Below are 14,309 nucleotides of genomic sequence, written 5' to 3' on the forward strand. Positions count from 1 at the left end.
GTCGCCCTCGTCCAGCAGGTGCTCGGCCGGTTCGGAAAGGGCATAGCCGGCGCGCGCCGCCGACCTTCTCGGCGATCAGCATGCCGCGCCGCTTCAGCCGCGAGACGGAGGACCGCACGGCCGCCTCGTCGATGCCGAGGTCGGCCAGCAGCCGGACCAGCGCGGCCACCGAGAACCACCGGCCGGCCTGCCGCCCGTCCAGCCCGCGCAGGCCGTAGAGCGTCACGATCAGGTGCCGTGGCTGGGCGAGCCGTTCGATCACGGCCGGCGGGGCTGCTGTCACAAAGGCCACGATAACCGTCTCAGTGGCCCAGCACCGAACATGCTGTTCTCTTGACTGTCGTCACGAGTCAAGCATACTGGGGGCAGAGCTGGAAGGCGGTGCGTTCCATGCGGCTTTCACCCTCCGCGCATCTCGACACGTTCTGCCGGGACCACCTGCCCGCGCCGGACAGCTGGCCGGAGTTCGACTTCACGCTGCCGGAGCTGGCCTATCCGGCCGAGCTGAACTGCGCCGCGGAGCTGGTGGACGGCGACAGCGACCGGCGTTGCCTGCTCGGCGACGGCGAGGTGTGGACGTACGCCCAGGTGGCGGATCGGGCCCGTCGGGTCGCGGCGGCGCTCACCGACGATCAGGGGCTCGTGCCGGGGAACCGAGTGTTGTTGCGTGGCCCCAATAATCCGTGGCTGGTGGTCAGTTGGCTCGGCGGTTTGCTGGCCGGTGGAGTCGTGGTCACCACGATGCCACTACTGCGGCCCGGCGAGCTGGCCACCATCGGCGAGATTTCCCAGCCAACGGTGGCGCTGTGCGACCCGCGCTTTCTCGATGACCTGGTTTTGGCCGACATTCCGGGATTGCGCATCTTGACGTACGACGATTTACAGATTTCCACCGTACGGGCGGATTTCACTCCGGTGCGGACGGCAGCAGATGACGTGGCGATGCTGGCTTTCACGTCCGGCACCACCGGACGGCCCAAGGCCACCATGCATTTCCACCGGGACGTGCTGGCTATCGCCGACACGTACGGACGGCATGTTCTGCAGCTGCGTCCGACCGACCTGGTGGTCGGAACTCCGCCGCTGGCGTTCACTTTTGGGTTGGGCGCACTGGTGATTTTCCCGCTGCGGGCCGGCGCGGCGACTTTGTTGCTGGAAAAAGCGGCGCCTGAGCTGCTGGTCGACGCTATTGAAGAGCATGCCGTGACGGTCGTCTTCACCGCCCCCATCGCATACCGGGCGATGCTCTCGGAGCGCAATCTCGGAAGAATCTCGTCGCTGCGGCGCTGTGTGTCCGCCGGCGAACACCTGTCGGCGGCGATCTGGTCGGATTTCCGGGAAAAGACCGGCATCCGGATCCTGGACGGCATCGGTGCGACCGAGATGCTGCACATTTTCCTGTCCCGCACCGAAACCGACGACAAGGCCGGCTCGACCGGCCGTCCAGTGCCGGGCTACCAGGCGATCGTCGTCGGCCCGGCCGGCGACCCGGTGCCGGACGGGACGCCCGGTCAGTTGGCCGTCCGCGGCCCGACGGGCTGCCGCTACCTCGCTGACGACCGGCAGCACGACTATGTCCGGAACGGCTGGAATATCACCGGAGACACGTACATCCGCGACACGGACGGCTGGTTCTGGTTCCAGGCCCGCAGCGACGACATGATCGTTTCGGCCGGTTACAACATCGCCGGCCCGGAAGTCGAAGAAGCCCTGCTCAGACACCCCGACGTTGCCGAATGCGCGGTCGTCGGCGCGCCTGACGACTTACGCGGCACGGTTGTCAAGGCCGTCGTCGTACCCACGAACGGTGTTTTACCGGACGTCAAGGCTTTGCAGGACTTCGTCAAGAGCGAGATCGCGCCCTACAAGTATCCGCGCATCATCGAGTTCCGCACCGAACTGCCCCGCACCGCCACCGGCAAGCTCCAACGTTACCGCCTTCGCTGAGTTTCTCGCGGCAGTCTCCGTTGACCGATCACCCCCGGGCTGCGCAAGGCTGTCCAGTGTCGTCTCTGGGGAGGTTGCGGTGGCCGAGTTGGCTGGGCGGGTGGCCGTTGTCACTGGTGGGGCCACGATTATGGGGGGCCGCGGTGGTGCGGGTCATGCATGCCGCCGGGGCGAAGGTGGTGATCGCGGACATCGACTCAGCAGGCGCCGACCGGGTGGCCGCGAGCTGCGGCGACGGGGTTTTGAGCGTACGCACGGACATCACCGACGATGCTGCCCTTGCGTCCTGTGTGGACACCGCGGTGCACGCGTACGGACACGTGGACACGATTGTCAACCTCGCCTGCACCTATGCGGACGACGGCTTCGAGTCGAATCGGGACCAGTGGCTTGAAGCGCTAAACGTGAACGTGGTCAGCGCGGCTTTGCTCGTACGCGCCGCATACGAGCAGCTGAAGGCCAGCGGCCGTGGTGCGGTGGTGAACTTCGCGTCCATCTCGGCGAATGTGGCGCAGACCGGCCGGTGGCTCTATCCGGTCAGCAAGGCCGCGATTGTGCAGCTCACCCGCAATATGGCGATGGACTTGGCAGCGGACCGGATCAGGGTGAACGCGGTGTCGCCGGGTTGGACGTGGTCGGCGGTGATGGACCAGCTCAGCGGGTCCGACCGGGCGAAGACGGACAGAGTCGCCGCGCCTTTCCATCTGCTACGCCGGGTGGGTGATCCCGAAGAGGTCGCCGAGGTGGTCGCGTTCCTCTGCTCGGATGCGGCCAGTGTGGTGACCGGCGCGGTGTGGGCCGCCGATGGCGGGTATTCCGCGATGGGGCCAGAACAGGCCATTTCCGCCATTCCGTTGCTGAGCGAATAAGATCTTTTTCGAATCCGACGTCAGGGGAGCGACCTCATGCCCAAAGTGACTATTGTTGGCGCCGGCCAGTCCGGGTTGCAGTTGGCCATCGGCCTGCTGGGTAACGGTTTCGAGGTGACGGTTGTCTCGGACCGGACGTCGGAGGAGATCGCGACCGGCAAGGTGGCCTCCAGCCAGGCCATGTTCGACACCGCGCTGCAACACGAACGCGACCTCGGGCTGAACTTCTGGGAAGAAGAATGCCCGCCGATCGAAAGCATCGCCTTCGCCGTGCCGGCGCCGCCGGACAGCCCGCAGGCGGGCGGCAAGGCGATCGACTGGGCCGGCAAGTTGGACAAGGTCGCCCAGTCGGTTGACCAGCGGTTGAAATTCCCGGCCTGGATGGCCGAGTTTTCCAAGCGCGGTGGCGATCTGGTGATCCACACGGCGACCGCCGCCGATTTGCAGACGTACGCGAACGAGTCCGATCTGGTCATCGTGGCCGCCGGGAAGGGCGATATTGTCCGGCTTTTCGAGCGTGACGCCGAACGCAGCACCTATGACGCGCCGCAGCGCTCGCTCGCCTTGACCTACGTCAAGGGCTTGGCACCGCGACCCGAGTTCTCGGCGGTGAGCTTCAACCTGGTGCCGGGGCTGGGGGGAGTATTTTATTTTCCCAGCACTGGCCACCACCGGACCCTGCGACATCATGGTTTTTGAGGCCATTCCGGGCGGGCCGATGGATCGCTGGGCCGATGCCACCGATCCGGCCAAGCACCTGGAAGTGTCGCTGTCGATCCTGCGGGACTTCGTGCCGTGGGAGTACGAGCGGTGCGCGAACATCTCCTTGACCGACGATGGTGGCGTGCTGACCGGACGTTTTCCCCCGACCGTACGCAAACCGGTGGTGACGCTGCCGGGCGGTGGGAAGGTGCTCGGGTTGGCGGACGTGGTGGTGCTGAACGACCCGATCACGGGTCAGGGTTCCAACAATGCCAGCAAATGTGCGGCTTCCTACCTGAAGTCCATTGTGGAGCATGGCGATCGGCCGTACGACGAGGAGTTCATGCGGGCCGCCTTCGAGACCTTCTGGGATGAGGCGCAGTTCCCGACGATCTGGACGAACGCGTTACTCGGCCCGCCACCGGACCACGTTCTGCAGCTGCTCGGCGCGGCCGGCGAGGAACCGCGGATCGCGCACCGCTTCGCCAACGATTTCGACGACCCACAGGACTTCTTCGAGTGGTTCATGGACCCGGACAAAGCCGCCACCTACCTGGCTGACCTCGCCAAATCCTAGTTTTTCCACAAACGCCCCGTTACGTTACTTGCGTCCCGGCGCAAGCAACGGGGCGTTGAGGACTTTAGTGCGACAGCGACTCGAGGGCCTTGTCGGCGTGGAGGTCGAATTTCAGCTCGCTGGAGATCACGTCCTTGATGATGCCGTCTTTGCCAATGACAAATGTTGAGCGCTTGACCGGGGTCAGCATGGCGAGGATTTTGCGTTTGACGCCGTAGGCGGTGGCGACTTCGCCGTTCACATCGGACACCAGCGGGTAGTCGAAGCTGTGCTTGTCGGAGAACTGCTTCTGTTTTTCGACCGTGTCAACGCTGATGCCGACGCGCTGCGCGCCCAGCTTCTCGAATTCCGCCTTCAGGTCCCGGAAATGACAGCTTTCCGTCGTGCAGCCAGAGGTCATCGCGGCCGGATAGAAGAAAAGCACCACCGGACCGTCTTCCAGCATGGCCTTCAGATGCCGGGTCTTGCCGTCCTGATCGGACAGTTCGAAGTCGGGAGCCGGATCGCCGGGCTTCACCATCGGAGCACCACTTTCATTCTCAGCTGGCACGTCCGGCGGTCTCGCCAGACGCGGTCGACAGTACGGGTCGCGGCGCGGTGCCGCCGAGATGGGCCGGCAGCCACCAGGGATCGGTGCCCGGCGCGGGCCGCAGTGGATAGTCGCGCTGCGCCTCGTCGAGCATGGCCGCCAGTCGGTCGTGCAACTCGACGGCGGCCTTTTCGGCTTCCCGCCGCCGTGGGCGCATCGGCTCACCGAAGCTGATGAGCACGGGCGACCCCCAGGCCTTGCGGGCTGGAAGGGGTGGTCACGGGGTGAGCACTCGGTGGCTGCCCCAGAGCACGACCGGGATCAGCGGCACGCCGGCGGCGGCCGCCATCCGGACCGCACCGGCCTTGATCTCGCCGACCGTCCAGCTCACATTCACCTGGGCTTCGGGGAAAACGCCGAGCAGCTCGCCTTCTTTCAGCACCTCCAGCGAACGCCGGTAAGCCGGCATGCCGTCGTCGCGATCGACCGGAATGTGTTTCATGGCCCGCATCAGCGGACCGGCGATCGGATGGTCAAAGGATTTCGCAGTGGCCAGGTATCGGATCTTGCGACCGGTCGAGCGATGCATCGCCCATTCGGTGAGAGCGAAGTCGACGTAGCTGAAATGAGTGATCGCCAGCACCGCGCCACCAGTACGAGGTAGGTTCTGGATGCCTCGTACTCGCCGGCGCAGGTTCAGCGACTGGAAAAGCGCGCGACCGACGGTGATCGCGGTCGTGTAGACCGGCTCACGGGTCATGTGTCTTCTTCCTTGGCGGAAGAGGGAAGAATCCGCTCGTACGCTCGACATAATCGGCGAATCCCGGCCGGTCGCGCATATGCTTTTCCAGGACGCGCTTGCCGGTGCCACGCGCCAGGAAATACGTCATGATCAGCGGCGACAACACGGTTAGCGCCCGCCCGGCCACGCATCCGCGGCGATGAGGAAAAGCCCCCACACACACGCACGCATCACCGAAATAGTTGGGATGCCGGGTGTAGCGCCAGAGCCCCTCGGTCATGACCACGCCTTTGTTGGCGGGACGCGCTTTGAACCGCACCAACTGCAGGTCGCCAACAGCCTCGAAGAAGAAGCCGACCAGCCAGATCGCGGCTCCCACCCAGGCGACGATGCCCAGCCCACCGGCCGAAAACTGCGTCACTTGGACGGGCAGCGACACGAACCACATGGCGACGCCTTGCACCAGATAGACGCTGCGCAATGCGTACGCGTCGCGGTTGCCTTTCGCCCGCGACAAAAGCTTGTCGTAGCGGGGGGATCCTCGCCGTGCCTGCGCCCGCGCCATCCAATGTGGACGGCCAGTCGGACGCCCCAGAGCACCGTCAAAGCGGTGATCAGCCAGCGCCGAGCGGGGTCGCCATGGCCCGCGGACGCGACCAGGGTGACGATCGCGATGAGCGCGAAACCCAGTCCCCAGGCCACATCGATGACCGCGTGTTTGTGATAGATCAGCGCAGCGGCGAAAGTGATCGCGAGCAGCACGACGACGGCCAGCGCGGTCAGCGGCAGGGTGTGCAGGAATGAACCGAGGGCGAAAGACAAAACAAGTCACCCTTCCTTGCGCGCCAGCCAAGTGGCGCGGGTGGCAAGCCAACCGGCGCGGGTTGCCGGCAGGCCACTCTCGCCGGCCGGCGTACGACGGACGGACAGGATCTGGTCGACGCCCATCCGGCCGTCGCGGAAGGACAGCGCGCGCCGCCCACCAGGTAGAGCCGCCACACCCGGGCGACTTCCTCGCCGACCATTGCGACCACCTCGTCCCACCGCCGTTCGAAGGTCTCGTACCAAACGTCGACCGTACGTACATAATGCTCGCGCATCGCCTCCACGTCTCGCACTTCGAGCCCGGCGTCTTCCAGCAGCGCCACGGTTTCGCCGACCGGGCGCATATGCATGTCCGGCGCGATGTACGACTCGATGAACGGCCCGCCGCCGGGCAGGCCGCGCCGGGACATCTGCTGGATCAGCACCCGGCCCTGCTCGCGTACGAGCCGATGCAGGCCAGCGGCGAAGGTCGGGGGTAATTGCCGGCGCCGACGTGCTCGCCCATTTCGATCGACGAGATCGCGTCGAACGGGCCATCGCTGATCTCGCGATAGTCCTGCAGCCGGATCTCGACCGAGTCCTGGAGGCCACGCTCGCGCACGCGCTGTTGGACAAAGGTCTTCTGCTCAGCGGAAAGTGTCACGCCGACGACCTGGACACCGAAATGTTGGGCGGCATGCAGAGATAGCGATCCCCACCCGCAACCAACATCCAGAAACCGCATGCCGGGTTCCAGTCCGAGTTTTCGACACACCAGGTCGAGCTTGTCGCGTTGCGCGTCTTCCAGCATGTACGCGGGATCCTCAGTTGTCCAGTACGCGGACGAATACGCCATTTGCGGATCGAGGACCAGTGCATAGAAGTCGTTGGAAAGATCATAGTGATGCGAAATAGCGTCGACATCCCGGCGTTTGCTGTGCAGCCGTCCGGAAAGTCGTGCCTGCGAGCGGGGAACCGGCAGTTTCGGACCGAAAGCGCCGAGCCGCAGCGCAGTTATGGCGGCTTTGAGCAGCAGACCTGGCGTCGGTCGCACGGCGGAGAGATGGCGACTGCGAACCACGTTCCACGCGTACGACAGCGACTCGGCGAGATCTGACTCGACATCGAGCTCACCGGTCACGTACGCCTGCGCCAACCCGAGCTCACCCGGATTCCACAGCAGTCGCCGCAGGACGTTGGGGGAATTCAGCACGACAACCGGGCCGGCCGGGTCACCGGCCTCGCTGCCGTCCCAGGCCCGCAGTCGTACGGGCAATTCACCGCCGACGAAAGGTTCCAGCAGGGCCGCGAGTTTGGGTGCGGCGCCGGTGGTTTTGAGCTCGGTCGAAGTCATACCGCCTCGTTCCCGACAGAAGGATCCTTGACGATCACGAACTGGTGCACGTCGAGATAGCCGGACCGAAAGCCCGCCTCGGAATAGGCCAGGTAAAGCCGCCACATCGTACCGAACATCTCGTCGAAACCGAGTTCTCGAACCTCGTCGCCGCGGGCATCGAACCGCTCTCGCCACAGCCGCAACGTTTCCGCGTAATGCGGGCCAAAAGCGTGGTCGTCGGTGATCCGCAGGCCATGCTCACGAGCGCTTTCGCCGACCGATCTTACGGACGGCAGCAGGCCGCCAGGAAAGATGTACTTGTGGATCCACGTGTACGTGTTGCGGGTAGCCAACATCCGGTCGTGCGGCATGGTGATCGCCTGCAAGCCGATGCTGCCGCCGGGATGGAGCACTCGGTTCAGCACCGCGAAGTATTCTGACCAGTACGCGTAACCGACCGCCTCGATCATCTCGACCGAGACCACCGCGTCGTACTTTCCAGTCACCTCCCGGTAATCACGCAGCTCGATGGTGACCCGGTCGGACAGGCCGGCGGCGGCGACTCGTCGCAGCGCCAGCTCGCGCTGTTCCTCGGACAGGGTGATGGAGTGTACGTACGCGCCGCGAGCCGCGGCCCGGATGGCGAGTTCTCCCCAGCCCGTACCGACCTCGAGCACCCGAGTGCCGGCGGTCACCCCGGCGCCGTCCAGCAGTCGGTCGATCTTGCGGCGCTGGGCCATTGCCAGCAGGTCCCAGCTGGCGATCGGCTGGCCGCCCACGGAGTCGAAGTCCGCTGACGAGTAAGTCATGGTCTCGTCAAGGAAAGTCGAGAACAAGTCGTTGGACAGATCGTAATGCCGTGAGATGTTGGTCCGCGCGTTTTCCGGGGTGCCGCGCGCTCGGTGCGCGGCTGCCGGCGTACCGCGGCGGCACGCGCAGTCGCTGCAGCGCCGGTGGCACCAGCTTTGAGACCTGGGAGGCGAAAATCGTGAGGACGCCGGGCAGGTCATGGGCCGCCCAATCGCCGGCCATGTATGCCTCGCCGAAGCCAATCAGCCCGCCGGCACCGATCCGCCGGTAGAATGCCGCCGGCCGCAGAATGCGCATCACCGGGCCACCGCGACCGAGCACTTCACCGCCCGGGAATTCCACCCGGAGCGGGAGTTTGCGTGCCACCCGCCGGAAAAGCACTCTCGCGATGGTTGCTTTTATACTGGCCGCCGGCACGTTGGCGATGTCCGGCCAACGCTGTGGGTTGACCAGCGGCGCCGGCCGATGGGAGTTTCGGTTCAGTAGATCGCTCACTGCACGTCCTCCTGCGGGTCGTGGGTCGGTCTCGGCACGATCGGCAGCCGGCGCAACCAAAGTCGAAATCCTTGAAGGCGGATCTGAACGGCCACCGTCGCGGTGACCCAGGGCACCCGTACGGCGAGGCCCAGTAATGTCTTCCTGCTGGCTGGACGTCCGTGTCCACGGACGCTGGCCACGAACGGTGGCATACCGTCGCGATGCAGGGTGACGGTCAGGCGCAACTGGTCGCCGGGAACCGGAAGGCTCATCCGATAGTCTCCGTCGACCGGGTTGAAAGGCGAGACGTAGAAGACTTTTTCGACTTCCGCGCGACCACGTTCGTCGGTGTGCAACAGATAGCAGTGTCGTTCGCCGTAGGTGTTGTGCACTTCGGCGATCACGCATTCCAGGTCACCGTCCGGCCGGAAACACCAGTAGACGCTGAGGGGATTGAAGACATAGCCAAAAGTACGCGCGTTGGCCAGCATGACGATCCGGCCGCCGTCGAGGTTGATCCCCCAACCGGACAGGAAGCTCTCGACGTTTTGCCGGATCGTACGAGCCGGATCGCCAAGATGATCGGCGGGCCGGAATTCAGCCAGCGCCGGCACTCGTGGCAGCTCGTCGAGGTCAACCAACCATTGATAGCTGCGATAGGAAAACTCGTTCCGCAGTGGTGCGGCTCTCACGTGTTTGACCACAGTCTCGTACAAATATGGCGTGCGAACGCTGGTCCGTAAGGTCACGGAAGTCACCACACACCACCGATCTGTTCGGCCGCCCGCAAGCCGGAACGGCAGCCGTCTTCGTGAAATCCCCAGCCGTGATAGGCGCCGGCGTAGGCCAACACCGAACTGTCGAGTTCGGGCAGCCGGGCCTGCGCGGCTACCGATTCCGGCGTGAAGATCGGGTGCTCGTACACCATTTCGTCGAGCACTTTTGCGGGGTCGATTTCGGCGTGATCGTTGAGAGTGACAACATATCGCTCAGGGCCGGGCAGCCTTTGCAACCGATTCATGTCATAGCTGACCAGCACGCGGTCGGACGGCGTTGTGCACGACCGCATGCGGTAGTTCCAGGATGCCTGGGCCGCGCGCTGCGGGGTAAAACCGCGGTGTCGGTGTGCAGAACGGTCGGGTTACGGGAATAGGAGAAGGCGCCCAGCACCACCCGCTCGGCCCGCGTTGGCTCAGCCAGCAGCCGCAACGCCTGATCCGGATGGGTGGCCACGACCGCCGCGTCGAACCGGGTGACGGCGGCGCCGGCGTCGTCGTGAATGTTGATGCCGGCGGGGTGTCGATGCAGTGCTCGTACGGGTGTGTTCGTCATCACCGCGGACAGCTCTTTCGCGACCTTGTCCACATAAGTCCGTGAGCCGCCGACGACGGTTCGCCAGGTCGGCGATCCTTTCACCGAGAGCATGCCGTGGTGTGCTGTAGGAACGAAAACAGGTAGCGGGCCGGGTAGGACTGGGCGGTTTCCGGTGCGCACGACCACACCGCGGACACCATCGGGGTCATGAAATGGGTCACGAAGTAGTCGGAGTAGCTTCCGCACCCGAGGAAATCGCCGAGCGTCTGGTCCGGATCGCTGTCATCACCCAGCAAGGCCTGCGCCTGCCGGTGGAATTTCTTGATCTCAGTAAGCATGCGCAGGAAACGGCCGCGTACCAAAGAGCGTGGTTGCGCGAAAATTCCGGACGCGCCACAGCCTCCGGCGTATTCCAGTCCACATCCGTCGCATCGAATGGACATACTCATGTCCGATTCCTGAGTGCCGACGCCAAGCTCTTCGAAAAGTCGAAGCAGGGTGGGATAAGTTCGCTGGTTGTGTACGATAAAGCCGGTGTCGACCGCGAGCGTGCCGCCGCTGGCGTGGGTCACGTCGTGGGTGTGCGCGTGGCCGCCAAGCCGATTATCGGCTTCATACAAGGTCACATCGGCATCGCGCTGCAGAACCCAAGCGGCGGTCAGCCCGGCCACACCACTGCCGACCACGGCGATCCGGCGCCGGCCGGGGGATGTCGTTGTCATGGTCACCTCAGATCAGGAGCTGGGCCCGCTCGGTGCGGGTCTTCTCAGGGGCGTTCGTCGCAGCGTCGTCAGCGGTTCGGTCCGCGAGCGTTTCGATCGTGTGTAACGTGGTAAGGCCGTGCCAGAGCGACATTCGGCGCAGCATCGGGTGACCCACGCCACGAATGCTCACGTGCCGCACCTCGGCGGCAAGCGATTCGGCCCTTCGCGCGTACGCGAGCGAGCCGCCTAGGTCGGTCCAGCAGTCGCGGGTGCCGTGCGCGATCAGCAGCCGGCGGCCGCGAATCGCCTCCACCGGCTCGCCGGATGGCAACCATGGCGCGAGCGCGACAACACCGCGTACGTCCGGATCGTCGGCCACTCGCAGCGCGGTCCGGCCGCCCATCGAATGCCCGACCAGCGCGATCGGCACGCTGCCATGCCGCCGGCGCACCTCGTCCAGCGCCCACCGCGCGTCCGCGACCGGGCTGGCCTGCGCACCGTTCCAGCCGCGGTGGCGGTAACGCAGCGTCCACACGTCGATGCGCTCACCGGCGCGCTCCAGAGCCGCCGCGAAGGGGATCATTCGTACGGCGCTGAGCTGCGAAGGGCGGGTCGGCGCGAGGCTGGTGACCTGGCCACCGTGAAGGATCAGGACGACCGCCCGGACGGGTCCGTCGGCCGGTCGAATGGTCACGGAAGGTAGCGAGTCGGTAAGAGCCACGTCGAGTGTTCGTCGCCGGCCGCGGATCGGTTTGGGTATGGCGCAAACTTGACGGTCGTTGTGGAGGCAGCATATTCTGAGGCCGGTTTCGACAGGTGGGAGGCCGGCAGTGCGGATCGCGGTGGTCGGCGGCGGACCGGGTGGGCTCTACTTTTCCGCGCTGGTCAAGCAGTTGGGCTCGGACCACGAGGTCACCGTCTGGGAGCGCAACGCGCCGGACGACACCTTCGGCTTCGGCGTGGTGCTGTCGGACGAGACGCTGGGTGGCATCGAGCATGCCGACCCGGCGATTTTCGAGCGGATGCAGGAATGTTTCGCTCGTTGGGACGACATTGACGTGCACTTGCCCGGATCCGGGGTCGTCACGTCCGGCGGCCACGGTTTTGCCGCGATGAGCCGGCGGAAACTGCTGCAGATCCTTCAGGATCGGTGCCGCGCCCTCGGCGTCGACCTGCGGTTTCGGACCGAGGCACCGGAAATCCGCGAGCTGGCATCTTCGTACGACCTGGTGCTCGGCTGCGACGGGGTGAATTCGGCCATCCGCAGCGCTTACGCCGACACATTCCAGCCCAGCGTGGAATTCCGCCGCTGCCGTTACATGTGGCTGGGCACTGACCTGGTCTTCGACGCTTTCAAGTTCCACATCCTCCAGACGCCGTACGGGATCATCCAAATCCACGGCTATCCGTACGACAGAACCGGCAGCACCTTCATCGTGGAAATGGCCGACGAGGTGTGGCAGCGCGCGGGTTTTGCGGACGTTCCGCTGAAACCAGGACAGAGCGACGAGTCGTCCATCAAGAAGGTCAAGCAGCTTTGCGCTGGGATTCTGGCCGGACATCAGGTTTTCGCCAACAACTCGAAATGGCTGAGCTTCGCCACCGTTCGCAACGAGCACTGGCGGCACGACAACGTGGTGCTGCTGGGGGATGCGGCACACACAGCCCACTTTTCCATTGGCTCTGGTACGAAACTCGCGATGGAGGACGCTCTCTCGTTGGCCGCCTGCCTGCATGAGCTGCCACTGAGTGAGGCCCTTGACGGGTACGAGGCAGAGCGCAAGCAGGTCGTGCTGTCCACCCAGCGGGCCGCGCAGGCGAGCCTGGAATGGTTTGAGCACATCGCGCAGTACGTTCATCAGGAACCCGAGCAGTTCGCGTTCAACATTCTCACTCGCAGCCGCCGGGTCACGTACGAGAACCTGCGGCTGCGCGACCCGGAATTCGTCGCTGGCCTGGACAACTGGTTCGGCGGTAAAACGAGCGGTGACCAGCGGCCGCCGATGTTCCAACCGTACAAACTGGGCCAGCTGGAAATGCGGAACCGCGTTGTCGTGTCCGCGATGGACATGTATTCGGCGGTTGACGGCCGTCCGACCGACTTTCACTTGGTGCACCTGGGAAGCAAGGCACTGGGCGGCGCCGGCCTCGTGATGACCGAGATGGTGTGTGTGTCGGAGTCGGGCCGGATCACGCCTGGATGTACGGGCCTTTACACCCCCGAACAGGAAGCCGGCTGGCAGCGGATCGTCGAATTCGTGCACGGCTCGACAGACGCGCGGATCGGTGTCCAGTTAGGGCATTCCGGACGCAAGGGGTCGACCCGGCTGATGTGGGAAGGCATCGACCAGCCGTTGCTGGACCACAACTGGAAAGTGTGCGGGCCGTCGGCTTTGCCGTACTCACCGGACAACCAGGTGCCGCGCGAGCTCAGCATCCAGGAGATGGCGGCGATCCAGCACGATTTCGTGGCTGCCGCCCAGTCCGCCGCACGTGCTGGGTTTGACGTGTTGGAACTGCATTGCGCGCACGGATACCTGCTGTCGTCGTTCATCTCGCCGCTGTCGAACCGGCGGACCGGACGGCTACGGCGGCTCGCTGGAGGGCCGGTTGCGGTTCCCGCTGGAGGTTTTCGACGCCGTACGCGCGGTGTGGCCCGCCGAGCGGCCGATGACGGTCCGCATCTCGGCCACCGACTGGCACGACGGCGGGGTGGACGCGGACGAGGCAGTGGAGATCGCCCGCGCTTTCGCCGAGCATGGCGCGGACGGCATCGATGTGTCGACTGGACAGGTTGTTTCGACCGAAAAACCGGCATACGGCCGGAGCTACCAGACGCCGTACGCGGACCGGATCCGCAACGAGATCGGCCGCCGCAAATATGGCATCGCGGTGATCGCGGTCGGGGCGATTTCGTCGTACGACGACGTGAATTCGCTGCTGCTGGCCGGCCGAGCCGACTTGTGTGCGCTGGGGCGTACGCATCTTTATGATCCGCAGTGGACGCTGCATGCCGCGGTGGAGCAGGATTACACCGGTCCGGCGGCGGCGTGTGGCCACTCCAGTTCGCCGCCGGGAGGCGACAGCAGCCGCCAACCGGCCGTACGGACGCGCCGAAACCGCGGCTGGCGCTGGTGAGAGAGGGCGAACCGGCCACCAGGCACCGCCGCTGGAGGCCCTGACCGCGGAGGTTGGCTCAATGTCGGTTTTGCGGGATTTCAGTGCACAGTTGTGCTCAGGTGGCATTCGGGTGGTCGACCTGACCGCGCCTTTGCAAAGCACCACACCGATTTTGCAGTTGCCGCCGCCGTTCGGGAACACTGTGCCGTTCCAACTGGAGGAGATCAGTCGTTACGACGACCGCGGTCCGGCTTGGTATTGGAACAACATCCACACCGGCGAGCACACCGGCACCCACCTGGACGCACCGATTCACTGGGTGACCGGCCGGGATGGCCGCAGTGTCGCGGAGATCGCCTCGATCTGATCGCGCCCGCC

General features: G+C 65.1%; 12 protein-coding genes and 6 pseudogenes. 7 read left to right on the top strand and 11 right to left on the bottom strand.

From position 1 onward, the window contains the following. Positions 1–118: 118 nt before the first annotated feature. Positions 119–292: pseudogene (locus GNX96_RS64020) on the bottom strand (hypothetical protein); the annotation flags it as partial. Positions 293–390: 98 nt separating this feature from the next. Here GNX96_RS64020 and GNX96_RS18520 point away from each other — a divergent pair. The 4 genes from GNX96_RS18520 (at position 391) to GNX96_RS52960 (ending at position 4,095) form a co-directional block, all read left to right on the top strand. Continuing rightward, the gene (locus tag GNX96_RS18520; protein ID WP_163569050.1) at positions 391–1,947 is read left to right on the top strand and encodes an AMP-binding protein; all 1,557 of its coding nucleotides are present in this window, start codon (positions 391–393) and stop codon (positions 1,945–1,947) included. A 155-nt stretch (positions 1,948–2,102) separates the two neighbouring features. Next, positions 2,103–2,816, top strand: a complete 714-nt coding sequence (locus GNX96_RS18525; protein ID WP_279580745.1) for an SDR family oxidoreductase — start codon at positions 2,103–2,105, stop codon at positions 2,814–2,816. Between the two features lie 36 nt (positions 2,817–2,852). Beyond that, positions 2,853–3,515 carry a styrene monooxygenase/indole monooxygenase family protein gene (locus GNX96_RS52955; RefSeq protein ID WP_279580746.1) on the top strand — a complete coding sequence of 221 codons (663 nt, stop codon included), beginning with the start codon at positions 2,853–2,855 and terminating at the stop codon, positions 3,513–3,515. Next, on the top strand, positions 3,505–4,095 hold the full coding sequence (locus GNX96_RS52960; RefSeq protein ID WP_279580747.1) for a styrene monooxygenase/indole monooxygenase family protein: 591 nt from the start codon (positions 3,505–3,507) through the stop codon (positions 4,093–4,095). Before GNX96_RS52955 ends, GNX96_RS52960 begins: the two co-directional genes overlap by 11 nt. A 64-nt stretch (positions 4,096–4,159) precedes the next feature. On the opposite strand, the gene GNX96_RS18535 is transcribed toward GNX96_RS52960, so the two are convergent. From GNX96_RS18535 to GNX96_RS18570, 10 genes and pseudogenes are all read right to left on the bottom strand, one after another. Next, on the bottom strand, positions 4,160–4,612 hold the full coding sequence (locus GNX96_RS18535) for a peroxiredoxin (RefSeq protein ID WP_163569062.1): 453 nt from the start codon (positions 4,610–4,612) through the stop codon (positions 4,160–4,162). A gap of 22 nt (positions 4,613–4,634) precedes the next feature. After that, positions 4,635–4,865 (bottom strand): hypothetical protein, encoded by a 231-nt coding sequence (locus GNX96_RS52965; RefSeq protein WP_279580748.1) that lies wholly within the window; start codon positions 4,863–4,865, stop codon positions 4,635–4,637. A gap of 36 nt (positions 4,866–4,901) precedes the next feature. Then, positions 4,902–5,384, bottom strand: a complete 483-nt coding sequence (locus tag GNX96_RS52970; RefSeq protein WP_279580749.1) for a lysophospholipid acyltransferase family protein — start codon at positions 5,382–5,384, stop codon at positions 4,902–4,904. Continuing rightward, on the bottom strand, positions 5,374–5,883 hold the full coding sequence (locus GNX96_RS52975) for a DUF1295 domain-containing protein (protein ID WP_279580750.1): 510 nt from the start codon (positions 5,881–5,883) through the stop codon (positions 5,374–5,376). Before GNX96_RS52975 ends, GNX96_RS52970 begins: the two co-directional genes overlap by 11 nt. After that, positions 5,784–6,188, bottom strand: a complete 405-nt coding sequence (locus tag GNX96_RS52980) for a DUF1295 domain-containing protein (RefSeq protein ID WP_279580751.1) — start codon at positions 6,186–6,188, stop codon at positions 5,784–5,786. The genes GNX96_RS52975 and GNX96_RS52980 overlap by 100 nt, the downstream gene beginning before the upstream one ends. Positions 6,189–6,194: 6 nt before the next feature. Then, positions 6,195–7,524: pseudogene (locus GNX96_RS18550) on the bottom strand (class I SAM-dependent methyltransferase). After that, positions 7,521–8,799 (bottom strand): annotated as a pseudogene (locus tag GNX96_RS18555) (class I SAM-dependent methyltransferase). The pseudogenes GNX96_RS18550 and GNX96_RS18555 overlap by 4 nt, the downstream one beginning before the upstream one ends. An 8-nt stretch (positions 8,800–8,807) precedes the next feature. Then, entirely contained in the window at positions 8,808–9,551 is a 744-nt protein-coding gene (locus GNX96_RS18560) for a DUF1365 domain-containing protein (protein WP_279580752.1), read from the bottom strand. Beyond that, positions 9,548–10,829: pseudogene (locus tag GNX96_RS18565) on the bottom strand (NAD(P)/FAD-dependent oxidoreductase). Before GNX96_RS18565 ends, GNX96_RS18560 begins: the two are co-directional and overlap by 4 nt. A gap of 7 nt (positions 10,830–10,836) precedes the next feature. Beyond that, entirely contained in the window at positions 10,837–11,505 is a 669-nt protein-coding gene (locus tag GNX96_RS18570) for an alpha/beta hydrolase (RefSeq protein ID WP_279580753.1), read from the bottom strand. Between the two features lie 148 nt (positions 11,506–11,653). Here GNX96_RS18570 and GNX96_RS52985 point away from each other — a divergent pair. The 3 genes and pseudogenes from GNX96_RS52985 to GNX96_RS18580 all read left to right on the top strand — a co-directional run. Next, positions 11,654–13,378, top strand: a pseudogene (locus tag GNX96_RS52985) (oxidoreductase); the annotation flags it as partial. Then, positions 13,305–13,949 (top strand): oxidoreductase, encoded by a 645-nt coding sequence (locus GNX96_RS52990; protein WP_279580760.1) that lies wholly within the window; start codon positions 13,305–13,307, stop codon positions 13,947–13,949. The pseudogene GNX96_RS52985 and the gene GNX96_RS52990, both read left to right, overlap by 74 nt. Before the next feature lie 61 nt (positions 13,950–14,010). After that, positions 14,011–14,286: pseudogene (locus GNX96_RS18580) on the top strand (cyclase family protein); the annotation flags it as partial. Between the last annotated feature and the right edge of the window lie 23 nt (positions 14,287–14,309).

Origin of the sequence: Fodinicola feengrottensis (assembly GCF_010993775.1) — a bacterium.
In the GTDB taxonomy this organism is placed as follows: Bacteria; Actinomycetota; Actinomycetes; order Mycobacteriales; family HKI-0501; genus Fodinicola; species Fodinicola feengrottensis.